Here is a 19,335-nt window from a genome sequence, read left to right as displayed (position 1 = left end):
CGGGGATCCCCGCATCGGCGCTCTGCCCCTGGCTCTGGATGCAGGGGATCACCCTGATCGGTGCCAACCGCACTGCAATCTTTATGAACCTGTTGCCGGTGATGACGGCAGGGCTTGCCATCTCACTGCTCGGGGAGCGGCTGACCGCTTACCATCTCATCGGCGGTGGCCTGACCCTGCTCGGGGTGCTGCTGGCCCAGCTGCTGGTGCAGCCGGTGGTATTGAGACGCCGTGCCCGGCAGGAGATGGCTGTCTGTCAGGATGAGTGATGGTGCTTATCGCCAGAGCGAAAATGAAAGCGCCTGCAGTAATGCAGGCGCTTTTTTGATGGCGGCTCTTTATGGTCAGAGCACTACTGATCAGCGCTACGGGGCAACCAGATAGAGATCGCGGCTGTAGACGATATCTTGCGGGTTCTGATAGGGGTAACCCTTGACGAAAGGCTTGAGCAGGCGTGACTTGACGTAGAAGTAGACAGGGGCGATGGGCGCCTCGGCATCGATCAGCGCTTCTGCCTGCTGATAGAGCCGATTGCGTTCGTCAGCATTCTGCGCATCGTGAGCCTTGGCCAGCAGGGCGTCGTACTCCTTGTTGAACCAGCGACCGCTGTTGGCGCTGCTGCTGGAGGTCAGGATGTCGAGGAAGGTAGAGGCATCGTTGTAGTCACCATTCCACGAGTAGCGGCTCACCCCGAAATCCCCCTCGTTGAGGGTGGAGACCATGGTCTTCCACTCCATGTTGTTGAGGGTGGCGGTGACCCCCAGATTGTGTTTCCACATGGAGGAGATGGCCAAGGCGATCTTCCTGTGGCTCTCGTTGGTGTTGTAGAGGATATCCACATCAAGCGGCTTGCCGGGGCCATAACCCGCTTCGGCGAGCAGCGCCTTGGCCTGCTTGATCCGCTCCTCTTTGCTCTGCAGCTGGCTGGCCGGTTTTTTCAGATCAAAGCCATCCACGCTCGGTGGGGTCAGGCTGAAGGCGGGCAGTTGCCCCTGACCCAGGATCTTGTCGGTGATGGTCTCCCGATCGATAGCCAGCGACAGTGCCTTGCGCACTTTCGGGTTGTCGAACGGTTTGCGCTGTATGTTGAATACGTAGTGGTAGGTGGCCAGCATGGGGGCGCTGACCAGCTCCTCCGGACTCTGGCTCTTGATGTGCTGGTACTGCTCCAGCGGATAGGTGGTGTAGTGCAACTCGCCGGTACGGTAGCGGTTGTAGGCGGAGGTCTCCGACACCACCTCCAGATAGATCACCTTGTTCAGCACTGTGTGCCGGTTGTCCCAGTAGTGCGGGTTGCGCTCGGCGGTCAGCCGCTCGTTGGGGGTCCACTCCTTGAGCACAAAGGCGCCGTTGGAGACGATATTGCCGGGCTTGACCCACTCCTTGCCATATTTCTCGATGGTGGCTTTGGGGGCCGGGAATGTGGTGTAGTGCGCCAGCGTCTTCAGGAAGAAGGGAACCGGGTTTTTCAGGGTCACCTGCAGGGTATGTTCATCCAGCGCCTTGACCCCCAATGCATCGGGGCTCTTCTTGCCCTGAATCACCTCGCTGGCATTGGCGATACCCATCAATTCGATAAACCAGGCGTAGTTGGAGGCGGTCTTGGGATTGGCCGCCCGTTGCCAACCGTAGACATAGTCGGCGGCAGTGACCGGCTCGCCGTTCGACCATTTGGCCTCCGGTCTCAGCTTGAAGGTGTAGACGGTGCCGGTACTGTCGAGCTCATAGCTGAGTGCGCCAGCAGGCTGGGTCTTGCCGCTGGCATCCAGCACATAGAGACCTTCGAACAGATCGTTGACGACGGCGCTGCCAGCACTCTCTTCCACCAGTTGCGGATCTATGGTGGTGGGTTCGGTGCCGATATTGGTGACAAAGGTCTGTTGCTCCGGTGGGAGCAGCTTGGTGCCGGCCGGCACTTCGGCAGCCCAGACGGGCAGGGAGAGCAATCCGGCTACCGTGCCGGCAATGATAGTCTTGTTCATTGATAATCCTTATGTTTTTGCTTCCAACGGAAAACGAGTGTGCGCGATTGGCGTTTGGAACTCAATAGGGGAGAGGCCACCCGTATCTGGTGGGCGAAACGACAGACCAAAGAGGGGGAAATGTCAGTAAGGTCGCTGTTCGGCACCGTTTTTTGGCGCAAAATAAGGGGCTGAAAGTTACCGTATGGCCCCCTTTTTGTGGCTGATTCGAGTACAAATCAGATTCAAATCGTCGTTTTATTAGCCCGCTTAATTCGCTGCAAAAACAAAAAACAGACGTTACATTAAGTTACAAAACAACACGGCCGAGGATCGGCTCTTTTTTTGTCGATGCTTGCAAACGTTTTCAACGCCAACGGAAACGCTCTTAAAGGACCAAAAATGCGAAACATGATCACCATGGGCGAGTTCATCGTCAAAAAGCAGGCTGATTACCCTACCGCGACCGGCGAACTGACCTCGCTGCTGAGCTCAATCCGCCTTGCCGCCAAGGTGGTGAACCGGGAGATCAACAAGGCCGGGCTGGCCGATATCATCGGCTCCATGGGGGCTGAAAACGTGCAGGGCGAGGTGCAGCAGAAGCTGGACGTCTACGCCAACGAGCGCTTCAAGGCGGCGCTGGAGGCGCGCGGCGAGGTGTGCGGCATGGCCTCCGAGGAAGAGGAGGACTTCGTCGCTTTTGACTCGCCGCTTTCCAAAAATTCCAAATACGTGGTGCTGATAGATCCCCTCGACGGCTCTTCCAATATCGACGTCAACGTCTCGGTCGGGACCATCTTCTCCATCTATCGCCGGGTCAGTCCGCAGGGCTCCCCCGTCACTCTCGAGGATTTCCTGCAGCCGGGCAACCGTCAGGTCGCGGCCGGTTACGTGGTTTACGGCTCCTCCACCATGCTGGTCTACACCACCGGTTTTGGCGTCAACGGCTTTACCTATGACCCTTCCATCGGCTGCTTCTGCCTCTCCCACGAAAACATTCGCATTCCGGAGGAGGGCAAGATCTACTCCATCAACGAGGGCAACTACATCAAGTTCCCGGACGGGGTGAAGAAGTACCTCAAATATTGCCAGGAGCGGGATGAAGCGACCCACAGACCCTACACCTCCCGCTATATCGGCTCGCTGGTTTCCGATTTCCATCGCAACCTGCTCAAGGGTGGCATCTACATCTATCCGTCTGGCACCAACTCGCCGAACGGCAAGTTGCGCCTGCTCTATGAGTGCAATCCGATGGCGTTTCTGGTGGAGCAGGCAGGCGGTAAGGCCTCTGACGGCTTCAACCGCATCATGGATATCCAGCCCACCGCGCTGCACCAGCGCACCCCCTACTTCGTCGGTTCGACCAAGATGGTGGAGCGGGCAGAGGCCTTTATGCGCGAATTCTCCTCCCACGAGGATCCGGCCAGTCAGGGGTAATTCTCTGATTTATCGTGAGTGAATAAAAAACGGGAGCCCTTGCGGCTCCCGTTTCATTTTGGCGTTCGCAGCCGTTACTGGCTGTGACTGGCCAGATCCGCCAGCAAGCCATCCACCAGCTTGAGGCGCATGGCCCTGTCCTGAGTCGGCACCTGGAAGCGCAGCCGGGTCGGCCCGTCCATCTTGTAGATGCGCGGCTGCTCGGAGAGGAGCTTGACCAGATAGGTCGGATTGACCTTGGTCTCCTGAGTGAAGTCGAGATAGCCACCGCGCTCGCTCATCTCCACCCGGCGAATGCCAAGGGCGGTAGCGCGCTGACGGAAGGCGGCCAGCTCCAGCAGGGTTTTGGTTGCCTCCGGCAACAGGCCGAAACGGTCGATCAGCTCCACTTTCAGCTCGCGCAGCTCCTGCTCGTCCGCCGCGCTCGCAATCCGCTTGTACATGGAGAGGCGCATGTTGACGTCCGGGATGTAGTCGTCCGGCAAGAGCGCCGGCAGGCGCAGCTCCACCTCGGTGTGTTGGCTCATCAGCTGCTCGAGCGATGGCTCCTTGCCCGATTTCAGCGCCTCGACCGCCTGCTCCAGCATCTCCATGTAGAGGGTGAAACCGACCGATTCGATCTGACCGCTCTGATCGTCGCCGAGCAGCTCTCCCGCGCCGCGGATCTCCAGATCGTGGGTGGCCAGCGCAAAGCCGGCGCCGAGATCTTCAAGCGAGGCGATCGCCTCCAGCCGCTTGGCCGCATCCTTGGTCATCAGCTTGGGATGGGGGGTGAGCAGGTAGGCATAAGCTTGGTGGTGGGAGCGGCCAACCCGGCCCCGCAGCTGGTGCAGCTGGGCCAGACCAAGGTGATCCGCCCGATCCATGATGATGGTGTTGGCGCTCGGCACGTCGATGCCGGTCTCGATGATGGTGGTGCAGACCAAGAGGTTGAAGCGCTGGTGGTAGAAGTCCGACATCACTCGCTCAAGCTCGCGCTCGCGCATCTGGCCGTGGGCGATGCCGATGCGCGCCTCCGGTACCAGTTCGGCAAGATCGGCGGCGCGCTTCTCGATACTCTCCACGTCGTTGTGCAGGTAGTAGACCTGCCCGCCACGCTTCAATTCCCGCAGCACCGCTTCGCGCACCACTGCCGGTTCGTGCTGGCGGACAAAGGTCTTGATGGCGAGCCGCTTGGCGGGCGGGGTGGCGATGATGGAGAGATCCCGCATGCCCGACATCGCCATGTTGAGGGTGCGCGGAATGGGGGTGGCGGTGAGGGTGAGGATGTCCACGTCGGCCCGCAGCGCCTTGATCTTCTCCTTCTGGCGTACCCCGAATCTGTGCTCCTCATCGACGATGAGCAGCCCCAGATCCTTGAAGGTGAGTTCGGAGCCGAGCAGCTTGTGGGTGCCGATGATGATATCCACCTTGCCCTCGGCCAGCTCCTGCATGACGCTGTTTTGCTCCTTGGCAGAGCGGAAGCGGCTCAGCACCTCGACCCGCACTGGCCAGTTGGCGAAGCGGTCGCGGAAGTTGTCGTAGTGCTGCTGGGCGAGCAGGGTTGTGGGCACCAGCACGGCGACCTGTTTGCCGCCATGGACGGCCACAAACGCCGCCCGCATCGCCACCTCGGTCTTGCCAAAGCCCACGTCGCCGCACACCAGCCGATCCATGCTCTTGGCCTGACACATGTCCCCCAGCACCGCATTGATGGCGTTGAGCTGATCCTCGGTCTCCTCGAACGGGAAGCCGGCGGCAAACTGGCGATAGGCTTCGCGGTCGTGTTTGAAGGCAAAGCCGGCGCGAGCGGCGCGGTGGGCGTAGACATCGAGCAGTTCTGCCGCCACGTCGCGCACTTTTTCCGCCGCCTTGCGCCGCGCCTTGCTCCAGGCCTCGCCGCCGAGCTTGTGGCTGGGCGGGTTGTCAGAGCCGGTGTAGCGGCTGATAAGGTGCAAACTGGTAACCGGCACGAACAGCTTGTCGCCGCCGGCATATTCGAGAGTCAAAAACTCGGTGGGCAGGCCACCGGCGTCGATGGTTTCAAGACCCAGATAGCGGCCGACCCCGTGATCGAGGTGCACCACCGGCTGGCCCTGGGTCAGCTCGCCCAGGTTTCTGATCACCGCATCAGAGCTTAAGTTTTTGCTCTTCTCCCGTGCCCGCTTGCTGCGAACCTTGCCACCCAGCAGCTCGGTTTCGGTGATCAGGGCCAGTGGCTGATTACTGGCATCAGCTCCGGCTTCCTGCCACAGGAAACCGCGTTCGAGCGGGGCAACCAGCAGGCCGTGGCGATCCTGGCTCGCCATAAAGGCGTCGAGGGAGGGGAACTCCTTGGGTTGCAGCGCGATGCGCGCCAGCAGCTCGCCCAGCACTTCACGCCGACCCTCGGACTCCACCGCAAACAGGGTGCGCCCGGCAAAGCCTTGAAGGAACTGGTTGAGCGCCAGCAGCGGCTGCTCCTTGCTGTGGTCGAGTTGCAGATCCGGCAGCGTGCTGGCCGGCATATCGTGTTGCCCCGCATCGCCGGCAGTCGGCCCCTCCTGCAACCTGACGGCGCCGTAGTGGCCAAGAGCGGCAAACAGCTGCTCCACCGGCAGGTAGAGCTGGGCCGGGGGGAGCAGGGGACGGGTATTGTCCCAGCGCCTGTCCTCGTAGCGTTGCTCGATGTCGTTCCAGAAGCGCTGGGCGGCGGGGTAGATATCCCCCACGGTGAGCAGCAGGGTCTCTGCCGGCAGGTAGTCAAACAGGCAGGCAGTCTGGTCGAAGAAGAGCGGCAGATAATACTCGATGCCGGCAGGCCAGCGCCCCTTGCTCACCTCCTGATAGACGGAGCCCTCGGCGCGGGAGATCTCGAACTGCTCACGATAGTGGCCGCGAAACAGCTCGATGGCCCCCTCATCGGTCGGAAACTCCCGGGCTGGCAGCAGGCTGACGCTCTTGACCGGCTCGCTGGAGCGTTGGGTTTCCGGATCAAATGGACGGATGGAGTCCACTTCATCGTCGAAGAAGTCGATGCGATAGGGGCTGCTGCTGCCCATGGGAAAGAGATCGAGCAGGGAGCCGCGGGCGGCAAACTCGCCGTGCTCCAGCACCTGATCCACCGCCACGTAACCCGCTTCGGCGAGGCGCCCGCGCAGCTGTTGCAGGTTGAGACGCTGGCCGCTTTTCACCATCAGGCTGTATTTGTCGAGATAGGCGCGCGGTGCACAACGTAGCATCAGGGTCGAGACGGGGACGATCAGTACGCCGCTGCTCATCTGCGGCAGCTTGTAGAGAGTCTCGAGCCGCTGGGAGATGATGTCCTGATGGGGGGAAAAGGTGTCGTAGGGCAGCGTCTCCCAATCCGGGAACAGCAGTACCGGGCAGCCCTTGTCGGCAAGCAGGTATTGGAGTTCCTGCTCGAGGCGCAGGGCACTCGGGGTGTCTGCGGTGAGCAGCAGCACGGGCCCCTTGTTTTGTGTAATGAGGCGAGCAGCGATGAGCGAGAGGCTGCTGCCGACCAGTTGGCCGAGCGTGATCTTTTGGCCCGCTTTGGCGGGCAAGGCGGGGAGTGTCATTGGCATCGTTCGATTCTTTTAACGTTGTTGGCGCTCTTGGGCACGCAGTTTGAGCTGTTTGGATTGCACATGGAGGCTGGCGCGTACCAGCAGTTCACGGTCATCTTCACGGATCCGTACATAGTCGAGCACCACATGAGTGCCATGCTCGCCCGGGGTGACCTCCCTGACCTGGCCATAGCAGTAGATGGCGGCGGCCTCTTCGCGCAGGAAGATCTTGAGGCGCACTATCTGGTGCGGATGCGGCGCATCCCCGTGGCCATGATAGGGGTGCAGGTAGGTGAGCTCGCCAGCGCCAAAGCGCAGGGTGTGGAAGCGCTGCTCGGGGTGATCCTGCATGGAGAGCACATAGCCCATGATCATGTCGATCTTGCGCGACTGCTGATTGACGATCTCGACCAGGTCGTGCATCGATTCGTTCTGATTGCGCAGCAGCCGGCTGGTCACCATGTCGATGGAGGTGATGGCCGAGGAGATGCGAAAAGGCTCCGGCAGCTCAGCGTCCAGCTCCGTGAGCGAAGGGAGATGGAAATCTGCCGGCATGGGGATCACATTGACCGGCATGGCATGAGTAACGCTGAAGAACTGTTCCTGCATGGAGGCTATCCCTTGTTGTCATGGACGGTTTCCCTTTATTATCCGGTATCTTATTTTGTTGGCAACGTAGATATCCTTGAAGACCGGACTTTTTCAGCCCCTTTCGCTGGCCATCGGCCTGCGTTATGCAGGCTCGAAGCGCAGCAACCGCTTCGTCTCATTTATCTCCCTGTTCTCCACCTTCGGCATTGCTATCGGGGTTGCGGCCCTGATGGTGGTCATTTCGGTGATGAACGGTTTCGAAGGCCAGCTCAAGGGGCGCATCCTCGGGGTGATCCCCCATGTGGTGGTCACCAACGAGGCTGGCCGCATTGATGTCGCGCCGCAAGGGATGCCGGACCTGGCCAAGCTGCCTCATGTGGTGGCCACGGCCCCCATGCTCGACAGCGAAGGGATGCTGCAAAGCCCCGGTCAGCTCACCGGCGTCAGCGTGCAGGGGATCGATCCCGCCCTCTGGCCCAAGGATGACATCCTGCACTCCCAGATGCTGGGGGGGCGCCTCGATACCTTGCAGGCCGGTCACTACCGCATCGTGTTGGGGCAGGGGGTGGCGCGTCGCCTCAATGTCACCATCGGCGATCAGGTTCGTCTGATCCTGACCGAAGGCTCCCGCTTTACCCCCTTTGGCCGGGTGCCGGCCCAGCGCCTCTTTACCGTCTCCGGTATCTTCGGGGTCGGTGCCGATGTGGATAACCAGATTGCGTTCATTGCGCTGGGGGATGCCCAGCGTCTGCTGCGGCTGCCGACAGAAACCGTCGGTGGCATTCGCCTCTGGCTCGATGATCCGTTTGCCGCTGATCAAGTGATCAAGACGCCGCTGCCCGATGGGCTGCTGTGGCAGGATTGGCGCCGTGAGCGGGGCGAGCTGTTCCAGGCGGTCGCCATGGAGAAACGGATGATGGGGCTGATGCTGGTACTGATCATCGCCGTTGCGACCTTCAACATCCTCTCCGCGCTGGTGATGGTGGTGACGGACAAGGAGGGCGAAGTAGCCATCCTTCGCACCATGGGCATGAGCGAGTCGGGGATTGTCAAAATCTTCATGGTGCTCGGCGCCTCCAGCGGGGTGATTGGCTCCCTGTTTGGTGGGCTGGCGGGGCTTGGCCTGACCCTGGGTCTCAACCCGCTGCTCAATGCGGTGGGGCTCAACCTCTATATGGCTGCGGGTGGTAGCGGCTTGCCGGTCATCGTCGAGCCAGCTCAGGTCGTCACCATTTTGCTGGGCGCAGTGCTGCTCAGCTTCAGCGCTACCCTTTATCCAGCAGCCCGCGCGGCGCGCGTGAAGCCGGCGGAGGCGCTGCGTTATGAATAATTCATCTTCTGTTGTTACCTCTGGTGCAATTACTGGAGCAAGTGGAGCCCCCTTTATGAATGAAGCCGTATCCCGTGAGCCTCTGCTGCGTTGCCAGGCCCTCAACCATGTCTACAAAGAGGGCGAGCTGGAGACCCAGGTACTCAAGGGGATCGATTTGAGCGTCGCACCAGGCGAGATGCTGGCGGTGGTGGGGAGCTCGGGCTCCGGCAAGACCACCCTGCTGCACCTGATGGGGGCACTCGATAACCCCTCCAGCGGCGCCGTGCTGTTCAAGGGGGAGGATATTCACCACTGGGATAGCCGTACCCAGGCCCGTTTTCGCAATCAGGAGCTGGGTTTCGTCTATCAGTTCCACCACCTGCTCTCCGAGTTCAGTGCACTGGAAAATGCGGCCATGCCGCTGCTCATTGCCGGTGAATCGGTAGCGGTCGCTACCGAGAAGGCGACCCGGATGCTGGGGCGGGTAGGGCTCTCCCACCGTCTCAACCACAGACCGTCCGAGCTCTCCGGTGGTGAGCGCCAGCGGGTGGCGATTGCCCGTGCGCTGGTCAACGAACCGAGTCTGGTGCTGGCGGACGAGCCGACCGGTAATCTGGATCACGCCAGCGCTACCGCCGTCTACGAGCTGCTGTGCGAGCTCAACCGTGAGCTGGGCACTGCGTTTGTGGTGGTCACCCACGATCTGAGTCTGGCGGCCAAGCTCCATCGCCGGGTCACGCTGGTGAGCGGCGTGATGGCGGAGGTTGCCTGATGTTCAAACCGCTGCCCCTTTTTCTGGGCCTGCGCTATAGCCGCTCCCGTCGTCGCAACGGGTTTATCGCCTTTATCTCTGCCTCTTCCCTGATCGGTATCGCCCTTGGGGTGATGGCGCTGATTTTGGGCCTCTCCGCCATGAACGGCTTCGAGCGTGAACTGAAAGACCGGGTGCTCTCCGTGGTGCCGCAAGGGGAGCTGGACGCTGTCGAGCGGCCGCTGCCGGATTGGCCCCGTCTGCGCGACTACCTGCTGGCGCAGCCCGGGGTGGAAGCTGCCGCCCCCGTCATTCGTCTCAACGGCTTGCTGGAGCACGGCTCCGCCCTCAAGGGGGTTCAGCTGCGTGCCGTGCTGCCCGATCTGGAAGCCAATCTCTCCGATGCCGGCAAATACATGACGGGCCGTGGCCTGCGTGAGCTGCAGCCCGGCGAGCGGGGGGTGATCCTCGGCAAGACCATCGCCGACAAGCTGGGGGTGAAGGTTGGCGACACCCTTGCTCTGTTGTTGCCGCAAGGGGGCGATCAGACGGGGATCAAGAATCCCCGCCGGGAAACCCTGACCGTGGTCGGGTTGCTGGAGATCGGCGGCCAGCTCGATGGCCTGCTCGGTTTCATGCACCTGACCGATGCGCAAGCGATCACCGGCATGGGCAGCGATGTGGAGGGCTTCAGCCTGCGGGTGAGCGATGTGCTTAATGCACAAAATATTACGATCGCCGCGGCGCAGCAGTTCCCCCATCACGTCTATATCCGCAGCTGGATGAACAGTCAGGGCTACCTCTATCAGGACATCCAGATGGTGCGTACCGTCATGTATGTGGTGATGCTGATGGTGGTGGCAGTGGCCTGCTTCAATATCGTCTCCACATTGGTGATGGCGGTGAACGAGAAGCGCAGCGAGATTGCTATCCTCAAGACCATGGGGGCGAGCCCGGGCCAGATCCGGCTGACATTCATCATTCAGGGGATGGTCAACGGCGTGGCCGGTGCCCTGCTCGGTGCGCTGCTGGGGGGCCTGCTCTCCAGCAAGCTGACCCAGATCCTGGGGGTTATCGAGAAGCTCATTGGCCACCGCTTCCTCAATCCGGATATCTACTTTATCGACTTCTTGCCGACCGAGTTGCATATGCAGGATCTGCTTATCGTGACGGGGGCGGCCATCCTGATGAGTCTGGTGGCGACCCTCTATCCCGCCTGGCGGGCGAGCGGTCTGGTGCCGTCTCGAGAGCTGGGCCACTGATGCGCTGCATCTGATCCGCTGATAAAGACGAAGAGCCCGCCGGTGTTAAACCGGCGGGCTCTTCTGTTTTTCTGTCTGTGTGTCGATGTAGTGAGCGGACTTAGTGGGCGTTAAGCTCATCGAGCGGCAGGGAGAAGCTCGCTACGAAGGTGTCGATAAAGTAGCGCATCTCCTCGCTCATCCGCGCAGCCAGCATCGCCTCGAGGCGTTTGCGAGCCGGTTCGAACTCCCGGTTGCCGGCGTTGATCTCCTCCAGACACTTGGTATAGGCGCAGAGGGTGTCGGCATCCTTGACCAGTCTGGCCAGCTCGCCATCCTGGGCTGCCGAATCAAGCAGCGGGCGAAAATCCTCCACCAGTTCCGGCGGCAGCATGCCAAGCAGGCGCTGTTCGGCGGCAAGCTCTATCTTTTTGTACTCGCGGGCGATCTCGGGATTGAAGTATTTCACCGGGGTGGGCAGATCGCCGGTCAGCACCTCGCTGCTGTCGTGGTAGAGCGCCATCACTGCTGCGCGGTCGGCATTCACAGTGCCGCCAAAGAGCCGGTTTTTTATGATGGCCAGAGCATGGGCCACCATGGCGACCTGCAGGCTGTGCTCGGCGATGTTCTCCGGTTGGATGTTGCGCATCAGTGGCCAGCGATAGATGAGCTTCATGCGGGCGAGATTGGCAAAAAAGTGGCTGGGGAGCATGGAGTGCCTCGAATGGATGCAATGAAAAAGGGCATACCCTAGTCTGCCCTTTTTTTGCAATACAGGCACCGCCTGCCATCCGATTTTTAACCCGCTCAGCGGATATAGCGGCCTGATTCGGCTTCCTGATTGGTCACGATCATCTGGCCGATGGGGGCCAGACTGATGATGGCCAGTTTGAGGTGCTGGATACCAAATGGAATGCCGACGATGGTGATGAAGCAGGCCAGCGCCGAGGCAATGTGGCCGATGGCCAGCCAGATCCCGATCAGCACGAACCAGATGATGTTGCCAATCAGCCCGAGAGTGCCGGTGCCGATATCACCTTGCCCCGTCATCGCCTTGCGACTGACCGCCTGCTTGCCGAAAGGGAAGAAGGTGAAGGTGCCAATGACGAAGCAGGCGCGCCCCCAGGGGATGCCGACCAGCGAGATAAAGCAGAGCAGACCGGCCAGCCACCAGGCCAGGCCCATAAAGATACCTCCCAGTACAAACCAGAGCAGATTGAACAAGAAGCGGAAAAAGGCCATGTGGGATACTCCAGACTTATCAAGTTGGTTGCCACCATAACGAGGGAGGGCAGGGGACGCAACGATTGATTGGCCCGGATGCATCGGGCCGGACAACCTGGGTCGTGATACCACCTATGGGCAGCGGGTATTCAGTTGCCGGATATTGACCAATAGATCGGCGTTTTAGGCAAATTTGCGCAGAAAAAGGTGAGCAAGCGCAAAAATATCGTGCAATGCCTGTTGAAGTTCGGGCTGCAACTCCCCATATAAAGAGCACTTTTGCACGAATTGTGCCTCTGCGGCGCCCAATGTGGGGGTTGTGTGGCTCGACTCGACCAGAGTGCGCCGCTATAATGCCGCGTCATATTTTCTCATCACAAAGACATATTGTTGTCTTTATAAACAGGAAGACTCCGGCTTTGCCCGGAGGCAATAAAGGGTCAGCACACAGTGCTGAGTTGAACGAGGTAGAAGAATGCAAGTTTCTGTAGAGACAACCCAGGGTCTGGAACGCCGTCTTACCATCACTGTACCGGCTGCTACCGTAGACGCCGCTGTGCGCAAAGAATTGAACGGCCTGGCCAAAACCCGTCGCATCGACGGTTTCCGTCCTGGCAAGGCTCCGGTTGCCATCATCAAGAAGATGTTCGGTGCCATGGCTCACGCCCGTGTTGCCGATGAAATGATGCAGAACAACTTCATCAAAGCCATCATCGAAAACAAACTGAGCCCGGCTGGCGCGCCGACCATGGATCCGAAAGAGATCAAAGAAGGCGAAGATTTCGAATTCACCGCCACTTTCGAAGTGTACCCGGAGTTCGAAGTTGCCGGTCTGGAAAGCATCAAGGTTGAGAAGCCGGTTGCTACCGTGAAGGACGAAGATCTGGCCAACATGATCGACACCCTGCGCAAGCAGCACGCTACCTGGGCTGAAGCTGACGTAGCTGCTGCCAACGGCATGCGTGTGACCATGGACTTCGTCGGTTCCATCGACGGTGAAGAGTTCGAAGGTGGCAAGGCTGAAGGCTTCAACCTGGTACTGGGTGCCGGCCGTATGATCCCGGGCTTCGAAGATGCCATCCTGGGCAAGAAAGCAGGCGACGAGTTCACCATCGAAGTGACCTTCCCGGCTGACTACCACGCTGAAAACCTGAAAGGCAAAGCGGCCAAGTTCGCTTCCAAGCTGAACAAGGTTGAAGAGCAGATCCTGCCCGAGCTGACCGAAGAGTTCGTGAAGCGTTTCGGCATCGAGAGCGGTTCCGTTGAAGAGCTGAAAGCCGAAGTGCGCAAGAACATGGAGCGCGAACTGGCTCAAGCCCTGAAAAACAGCGTGAAAGAGCAGGTTCTGAATGGTCTGGTTGAAGCCAACCAAATCGATCTGCCGAAAGCTGCCGTTGCGCAAGAGATCGATGCTCTGCGCCAGCAGGCTCTGCAGCGCTTCGGTGGTTTCCAGGGCGGCAACGCTCCGGAGCTGCCTGCTGAGCTGTTCCAGGCTCAGGCCGAGCGTCGTGTACGCGTAGGTCTGCTGCTGGGCGACGTGATCCGCACCAACGAAATCAAGGCTGACGATGCTCGCGTGACCAGCATCATCGAATCCATGGCCACTGCGTACGAAGATCCGAAAGAAGTGATCGAGTACTACCAAAAGAACGAACAGATGCTGAACGGCGTTCGTAACCTGGCCATCGAAGATCAAGCTATCGACCTGATCCTCTCCAAAGCGCAAGTGACCGAAAAAGAAGTTGCCTTTGACGAAGTGATCAACAAGTCTGGCGCCGCTGCCTAAGAACATTTGACTTAAGGTCAAGACTGTTAAGTATAATGGCTCGTGTGATCTCCACTCGGGCCATTTTATTTTAGGGACAATGCCTTATGTACAAGAACTATAACGATGTGACCGATTCTCCCAGCAATGCGCTGGTCCCCATCGTGGTCGAACAGACTGCCAAGGGTGAGCGTTCCTACGATATTTACTCCCGTCTGCTGAAAGAGCGGGTGATCTTCCTGACCGGTCAGGTTGAAGATCACATGGCCAATCTGGTGGTTGCCCAGTTGCTGTTCCTCGAGTCCGAGAATCCGGACAAGGATATCTACATCTACATCAACTCTCCGGGCGGCTCCGTGACTGCCGGCATGTCCATCTATGACACCATGCAGTTCATCAAGCCGGACGTGAGCACCGTCTGCATGGGGCAGGCCTGCTCCATGGGCGCCTTCCTTCTGGCTGGCGGTGCCAAGGGCAAGCGTTTCTGCCTGCCCAATGCCCGCGTGATGATCCACCAGCCGCTGGGCGGTTTCCAGGGCCAGGCATCTGATATCCAGATCCACGCCCAGGAGATCCTGAAGATCAAAAATACCCTGAACGAGCGTTTGGCTTTCCATACCGGTCAGGATATGGCTACCATCGAACGCGACACCGACCGCGACAACTTCATGTCTGCCGAGCAGGCAGTCGCTTACGGTCTGGTCGACGGTGTCTTGACTCAGCGCGGCTGAGCAGGGTGTCCCGGTCTGTTGTAAACTCAACAGGCCGATCCATCCTCTATTGATAAAACGAGGTTGCTGAATGACAGAAAAACGCAAGGGTGAGGGTGATAAGCTGCTCTACTGCTCTTTTTGCGGCAAAAGCCAGCATGAAGTGCGTAAGCTGATCGCTGGCCCTTCCGTCTACATATGTGATGAGTGTGTCGAGCTGTGCAACGACATCATCCGCGAGGAGATCCGCGAGATCTCTCCCAAGCGCGATGGTAACGAGCTGCCGACCCCTCATCAGATCCGCGCTCATCTCGATGACTATGTGATCGGGCAGGAGTACGCCAAGAAGGTGTTGGCCGTTGCCGTCTACAACCACTACAAGCGCCTGCGCAACAGCGGCGAAAACAGTGGTGTGGAGCTGGGCAAGTCCAACATCCTGCTGATTGGCCCGACCGGTAGCGGCAAGACCCTGCTGGCCGAGACCCTGGCTCGCCTGCTGGATGTGCCGTTCACCATGGCCGATGCGACCACCCTGACCGAAGCCGGTTATGTGGGCGAGGACGTGGAGAACATCATCCAGAAGCTGCTGCAAAAGTGCGACTACGACGTGGAGAAGGCCCAGCGTGGCATCGTCTACATCGACGAGATCGACAAGATCTCCCGCAAGTCGGACAACCCCTCCATTACCCGCGATGTCTCCGGGGAAGGGGTGCAGCAGGCCCTGCTCAAGCTGATCGAAGGGACCATCGCTTCCGTGCCGCCGCAAGGTGGTCGCAAGCATCCGCAGCAAGAGTTCTTGCAGGTTGATACCTCCAAGATCCTCTTCATTTGTGGTGGTGCCTTTGCCGGTCTGGACAAGGTGATCGAGCAGCGTTCCGTCAAGGGAACCGGTATCGGTTTTGGTGCCGAGGTGAAGTCCAAGGATGCCAAGGCTTCCTTGAGCGAAACCTTCGCCAAGGTAGAGCCGGAAGATCTGATCAAGTACGGTCTGATCCCCGAGTTTATCGGCCGTCTGCCGGTAGTGGCGACCCTGACCGAACTGGACGAGGCTGCGCTCATCCAGATCCTGCAAGAGCCGAAAAACGCGCTGACCAAGCAGTATGCCGCGCTGTTCGATCTGGAAGGGGTTGAGCTGGAGTTCCGTGAGGATGCGCTGCACGCCATTGCCCGCAAGGCGATGGAGCGTAAAACCGGTGCTCGTGGTCTGCGTTCCATCGTGGAAGCTGTGTTGCTCGATACCATGTATGACCTGCCTTCTTTGGAAGGGGTCAGCAAGGTGGTGATCGACGAGACCGTGATCAAAGGGGACTCCGCGCCCTTGATGATCTACGAAAATCCCGAGACTCAAGCTGCCGCATCAGAGTAACAGTCTGATTTTTAATCAAATGGAAGGGGCTTTTTGCCCCTTTCATGCTTTTTGCGGTTTAGACGATTGAATCTCGTTGGAGCGCCCCCATATACTCAGCCAAGCGCTTTGCCAACGGTATAACAAGCCGAGAGGACATATATGAACCTAGAGCGTTCAGAACGCATCGAGATTCCCGTCCTGCCTCTTCGTGACGTGGTGGTTTATCCCCACATGGTCATTCCACTCTTTGTGGGGCGGGAAAAATCCATTCGCTGTCTGGAAGCGGCCATGGAGCAGGACAAGAAAGTTCTGCTGGTGGCCCAGAAGGATGCGTCAACCGATGAGCCGACCGTGGAGGAGATCTTCACCGTCGGGACAGTGGCCAATATTCTGCAGATGCTCAAACTGCCGGATGGCACCGTCAAGGTGCTGGTAGAGGGTGGGCAGCGTGCTCGCCTGGAGCGGATGATCGACGACAAGGACTTCTTTGTCTGCGAGGCCCAGTACATCTCCTCCAAGGCCATTGACGACAAGGATCAGGAAGTTCTGGTTCGCTCCGCCATCGGCCAGTTTGAAGGTTACATCAAGCTCAACAAGAAGATCCCACCCGAGGTACTCACCTCGATTTCGGCGATCGACGATGCTGCGCGTCTGGCCGATACCATGGCCGCTCACATGCCGCTCAAGCTGGAAGACAAGCAGAAGGTGCTGGAGATTGTCTCTGTCTCCGAGCGCATCGAATTCCTGATGGCGATGATGGAGTCGGAAATTGACCTGCTGCAGGTCGAGAAGCGCATCCGTACTCGCGTCAAAAAGCAGATGGAGAAGAGCCAGCGCGAGTATTACCTCAACGAGCAGATGAAGGCCATCCAGAAAGAGCTGGGTGAGCTGGAAGATAGCCCGGATGAGTTTGAAGCCCTCAATCGCAAGATTGAAGAGGCCGGCATGCCGGAAGATGCCCGTGAAAAGGCCCAGGCCGAGCTTGCCAAGCTGAAGATGATGTCTCCCATGTCTGCCGAGGCTACCGTGGTTCGCAGCTATGTGGACTGGATGGTACAGGTGCCGTGGAAGGCGCGCTCCAAGGTCAAGAAAGACCTGGGCAAGGCGCAAGAGGTGCTGGATGCCGATCACTATGGTCTTGAGAAGGTCAAGGATCGCATCCTCGAATATCTGGCGGTGCAGGCGCGGGTGAACAAGCTCAAGGGCCCCATCCTCTGTCTGGTTGGCCCTCCCGGTGTGGGCAAGACCTCGCTGGGCCAATCCATCGCCAAGGCGACCGGCCGCAAATACGTGCGGATGGCCCTCGGTGGGGTGCGTGACGAAGCGGAGATCCGCGGTCACCGTCGTACCTATATCGGTTCCATGCCAGGCAAGCTCATCCAGAAGATGGCGAAAGTTGGTGTGAAGAACCCGCTGTTCCTGCTCGACGAAATCGACAAGATGAGCTCGGACATGCGTGGCGATCCCGCCTCTGCCTTGCTGGAAGTGCTCGATCCCGAGCAGAACAACAGCTTCAACGATCACTATCTGGAAGTGGATTATGACCTGTCGGACGTGATGTTCGTGGCTACCTCCAACTCCATGAACATCCCGGGTCCGTTGCTGGACCGGATGGAAGTGATCCGTCTCTCCGGTTACACCGAAGATGAGAAGCTCAACATTGCCAAGCAGCATCTGGTTGCCAAGCAGATCCAGCGCAACGGCCTGAAAGCCTCCGAGATCACCATCGAGGATTCGGCACTGGTCGGGGTGATCCGCTACTACACCCGTGAAGCGGGGGTGCGGAGTCTGGAGCGTGAAATCTCCAAGATCTGTCGCAAAGCGGTCAAGCGCATTCTGCTGGACAAGAGCATCAAGCATGTTCAGGTCAATCAGGAGAACCTCAAGGAGTTCCTCGGGGTGCAGCGCTTCGATTACGGCAAGGCCACCGACCAGAACCAGATTGGTCAGGTGTGTGGTCTGGCGTGGACCGAGGTGGGGGGCGACCTGCTCACCATCGAGACCACCAACATGCCGGGCAAGGGCAAGCTCACTTACACCGGTTCTTTGGGTGATGTGATGCAGGAGTCTATCCAGGCTGCCATGACCGTCGTTCGTGCCCGTGCCGAGAAGCTGCGCATCAATGCCGACTTCTATGAGAAGCGTGACATTCACGTGCACGTACCGGAAGGGGCAACCCCGAAAGATGGCCCGAGCGCCGGTATCGCCATGTGTACTGCGCTGGTCTCCAGCTTGACCGGTAATCCGGTTCGTGCTGATGTGGCCATGACAGGTGAAATTACCTTGCGTGGTGAAGTGCTGCCCATCGGTGGTCTCAAAGAGAAACTGCTGGCCGCTCACCGTGGTGGTATCAAGCGTGTGCTGATCCCGAAAGAGAACGAACGTGACCTCGAGGAGATCCCGGCAAACGTCAAACAAGACCTTGAAATCTATCCCGTTCGCTGGATAGACGAGGTGCTGGAACTGGCGTTGCAGGACAATCCGCAAGGGTTTGAGCGCGTTTCTGTCGTGTAAATTTTGATGCGCCGCAAATTTGGCGCATTCGGGGGGTGGTTAAGGCTTGCATGCATCCCATAACGGAAGTAGCCTTGACCACCGATCGGGTTCTCGTGATAAGTCGCAATGCGTTGTGTGGCGCGGGTTTGCGCCAGATTGTCACTTGCAACTGGTCAGGAGGCTTGCTATAAAACCTCCACTTGTTGTGGCCAGGGAAATCAGCGCCGCAGCGGTGTTCGATAAAAGGGGAATATAAGAGTGAATAAATCTCAACTGATTGACAAGATTGCAGACGGTGCTGATATCTCCAAGGCTGCTGCCGGCCGTGCGTTGGATGCCTTCATTGACGCTGTAGGTGAAGCTCTGAAAGAGGGTGACCAGGTTGCTCTGGTTGGTTTCGGTACTTTCGCTGTACGCGAGCGTGCTGCCCGTTCTGGCCGTAACCCGCAAACTGGCGCGACTATCGAAATCGCTGCTGGTAAAGTTCCTGCCTTCAAAGCCGGTAAGGCCCTGAAAGACGCGGTCAACTAAGTCGGGCGCCGATGATATGTCGGCTACCGTCCTTGGTCGCAGACCAGACAGGTTAGAGAGTTCTCTCTCATACTGATTGACCAAGGCGCATCGCAATCGGTGCGCCTTTTCATTATTTACGCCCATCGAGTTCGGGAGCATAAGTACAAACATGATGTTGGATAAACTACGCGAAGGGGCGCAAGGCAAGGTAGCCAAGGTTATCTTGGGCCTGATCATCCTCTCCTTTGCTTTGGCTGGTGTAGGTAGTTACCTGAATGGTCCGGCCCGTACCGCCCCCGCCACTGTCAACGGCACAGATATCAGTGCAGCCGCACTGGAGAACGCCTACCGCAACGAGCGCGCCCGCATGGAATCCCAGATGGGAGAGGCATTCAGCCAGCTGGCCGCGAACCCCGATTACATGAAACAGTTCCGCCGCGGTGTGCTGGATCGCCTGAT

16 protein-coding genes are annotated in these 19,335 nt (G+C 58.9%); 11 read left to right on the top strand and 5 right to left on the bottom strand.

The window, feature by feature from the left end; genetic code table 11:
* Positions 1-269: EamA family transporter (locus AAHA41_RS22355; RefSeq protein WP_342697347.1), on the top strand; the 269-nt coding region annotated here is incomplete at its 5' end.
* Between the two features lie 96 nt (positions 270-365).
* On the opposite strand, the gene AAHA41_RS22350 is transcribed toward AAHA41_RS22355, so the two are convergent.
* Complete coding sequence (locus AAHA41_RS22350) at positions 366-1,982, bottom strand: peptide ABC transporter substrate-binding protein (protein ID WP_323069084.1); 1,617 nt, start codon at positions 1,980-1,982, stop codon at positions 366-368.
* A gap of 381 nt (positions 1,983-2,363) precedes the next feature.
* On the opposite strand from AAHA41_RS22350, the gene fbp reads away from it, so the two are divergent.
* Entirely contained in the window at positions 2,364-3,398 is a 1,035-nt protein-coding gene (gene fbp / locus AAHA41_RS22345; RefSeq protein ID WP_041207524.1) for a class 1 fructose-bisphosphatase, read from the top strand.
* A 74-nt stretch (positions 3,399-3,472) separates the two neighbouring features.
* Here fbp and mfd read toward each other — a convergent pair whose 3' ends face one another.
* Complete coding sequence (mfd, locus tag AAHA41_RS22340; RefSeq protein WP_323069114.1) at positions 3,473-6,937, bottom strand: transcription-repair coupling factor; 3,465 nt, start codon at positions 6,935-6,937, stop codon at positions 3,473-3,475.
* A gap of 18 nt (positions 6,938-6,955) precedes the next feature.
* Positions 6,956-7,534 (bottom strand): PilZ domain-containing protein, encoded by a 579-nt coding sequence (locus tag AAHA41_RS22335; protein ID WP_033113131.1) that lies wholly within the window; start codon positions 7,532-7,534, stop codon positions 6,956-6,958.
* A 76-nt stretch (positions 7,535-7,610) separates the two neighbouring features.
* On the opposite strand from AAHA41_RS22335, the gene AAHA41_RS22330 reads away from it, so the two are divergent.
* Genes AAHA41_RS22330 through lolE form a run of 3 tightly spaced genes read left to right on the top strand, consistent with a single transcriptional unit; the run spans position 7,611 to position 10,841 of the window.
* The gene (locus AAHA41_RS22330) at positions 7,611-8,846 is read left to right on the top strand and encodes a lipoprotein-releasing ABC transporter permease subunit (protein ID WP_323069085.1); all 1,236 of its coding nucleotides are present in this window, start codon (positions 7,611-7,613) and stop codon (positions 8,844-8,846) included.
* A 55-nt stretch (positions 8,847-8,901) separates the two neighbouring features.
* Positions 8,902-9,600 (top strand): lipoprotein-releasing ABC transporter ATP-binding protein LolD, encoded by a 699-nt coding sequence (lolD, locus tag AAHA41_RS22325; protein WP_033113129.1) that lies wholly within the window; start codon positions 8,902-8,904, stop codon positions 9,598-9,600.
* Complete coding sequence (lolE, locus tag AAHA41_RS22320; RefSeq protein WP_203976480.1) at positions 9,600-10,841, top strand: lipoprotein-releasing ABC transporter permease subunit LolE; 1,242 nt, start codon at positions 9,600-9,602, stop codon at positions 10,839-10,841. Before lolD ends, lolE begins: the two co-directional genes overlap by 1 nt.
* 100 nt (positions 10,842-10,941) lie before the next feature.
* Here lolE and yfbR read toward each other — a convergent pair whose 3' ends face one another.
* Together yfbR and AAHA41_RS22310 are read right to left on the bottom strand one after the other, a co-directional pair.
* Complete coding sequence (gene yfbR, locus AAHA41_RS22315) at positions 10,942-11,532, bottom strand: 5'-deoxynucleotidase (RefSeq protein ID WP_042032365.1); 591 nt, start codon at positions 11,530-11,532, stop codon at positions 10,942-10,944.
* A gap of 95 nt (positions 11,533-11,627) precedes the next feature.
* Positions 11,628-12,062, bottom strand: coding sequence for a YccF domain-containing protein (locus tag AAHA41_RS22310; protein ID WP_156852639.1), 435 nt, complete (start codon positions 12,060-12,062; stop codon positions 11,628-11,630).
* Between the two features lie 457 nt (positions 12,063-12,519).
* Between AAHA41_RS22310 and tig the strand changes: the two genes are divergently transcribed.
* The 6 genes from tig to AAHA41_RS22280 form a co-directional block, all read left to right on the top strand.
* Positions 12,520-13,830: a trigger factor gene (gene tig, locus AAHA41_RS22305; protein WP_041207530.1), complete on the top strand. Its 1,311-nt coding sequence runs from the start codon at positions 12,520-12,522 to the stop codon at positions 13,828-13,830.
* A gap of 86 nt (positions 13,831-13,916) precedes the next feature.
* Positions 13,917-14,540 (top strand): ATP-dependent Clp endopeptidase proteolytic subunit ClpP, encoded by a 624-nt coding sequence (gene clpP, locus AAHA41_RS22300; protein WP_033113124.1) that lies wholly within the window; start codon positions 13,917-13,919, stop codon positions 14,538-14,540.
* A gap of 70 nt (positions 14,541-14,610) precedes the next feature.
* Positions 14,611-15,885: an ATP-dependent protease ATP-binding subunit ClpX gene (clpX, locus tag AAHA41_RS22295; protein ID WP_033113123.1), complete on the top strand. Its 1,275-nt coding sequence runs from the start codon at positions 14,611-14,613 to the stop codon at positions 15,883-15,885.
* A 141-nt stretch (positions 15,886-16,026) separates the two neighbouring features.
* Positions 16,027-18,381, top strand: a complete 2,355-nt coding sequence (lon, locus tag AAHA41_RS22290) for an endopeptidase La (RefSeq protein ID WP_041207531.1) — start codon at positions 16,027-16,029, stop codon at positions 18,379-18,381.
* A gap of 240 nt (positions 18,382-18,621) precedes the next feature.
* Positions 18,622-18,894, top strand: a complete 273-nt coding sequence (gene hupB / locus AAHA41_RS22285; RefSeq protein WP_005315375.1) for a nucleoid-associated protein HU-beta — start codon at positions 18,622-18,624, stop codon at positions 18,892-18,894.
* A gap of 151 nt (positions 18,895-19,045) precedes the next feature.
* Positions 19,046-19,335 (top strand): SurA N-terminal domain-containing protein (locus AAHA41_RS22280; RefSeq protein ID WP_342697346.1); only part of this gene is annotated, 290 nt, incomplete at its 3' end.

Origin of the sequence: Aeromonas sp. SER (assembly GCF_038739615.1) — a bacterium.
GTDB classification, from domain to species: Bacteria; Pseudomonadota; Gammaproteobacteria; order Enterobacterales; family Aeromonadaceae; genus Aeromonas; species Aeromonas jandaei.
The sequence above is the reverse complement of the archived record's forward strand: the minus strand, read 5'-3'. Positions and strand labels throughout refer to the sequence as shown.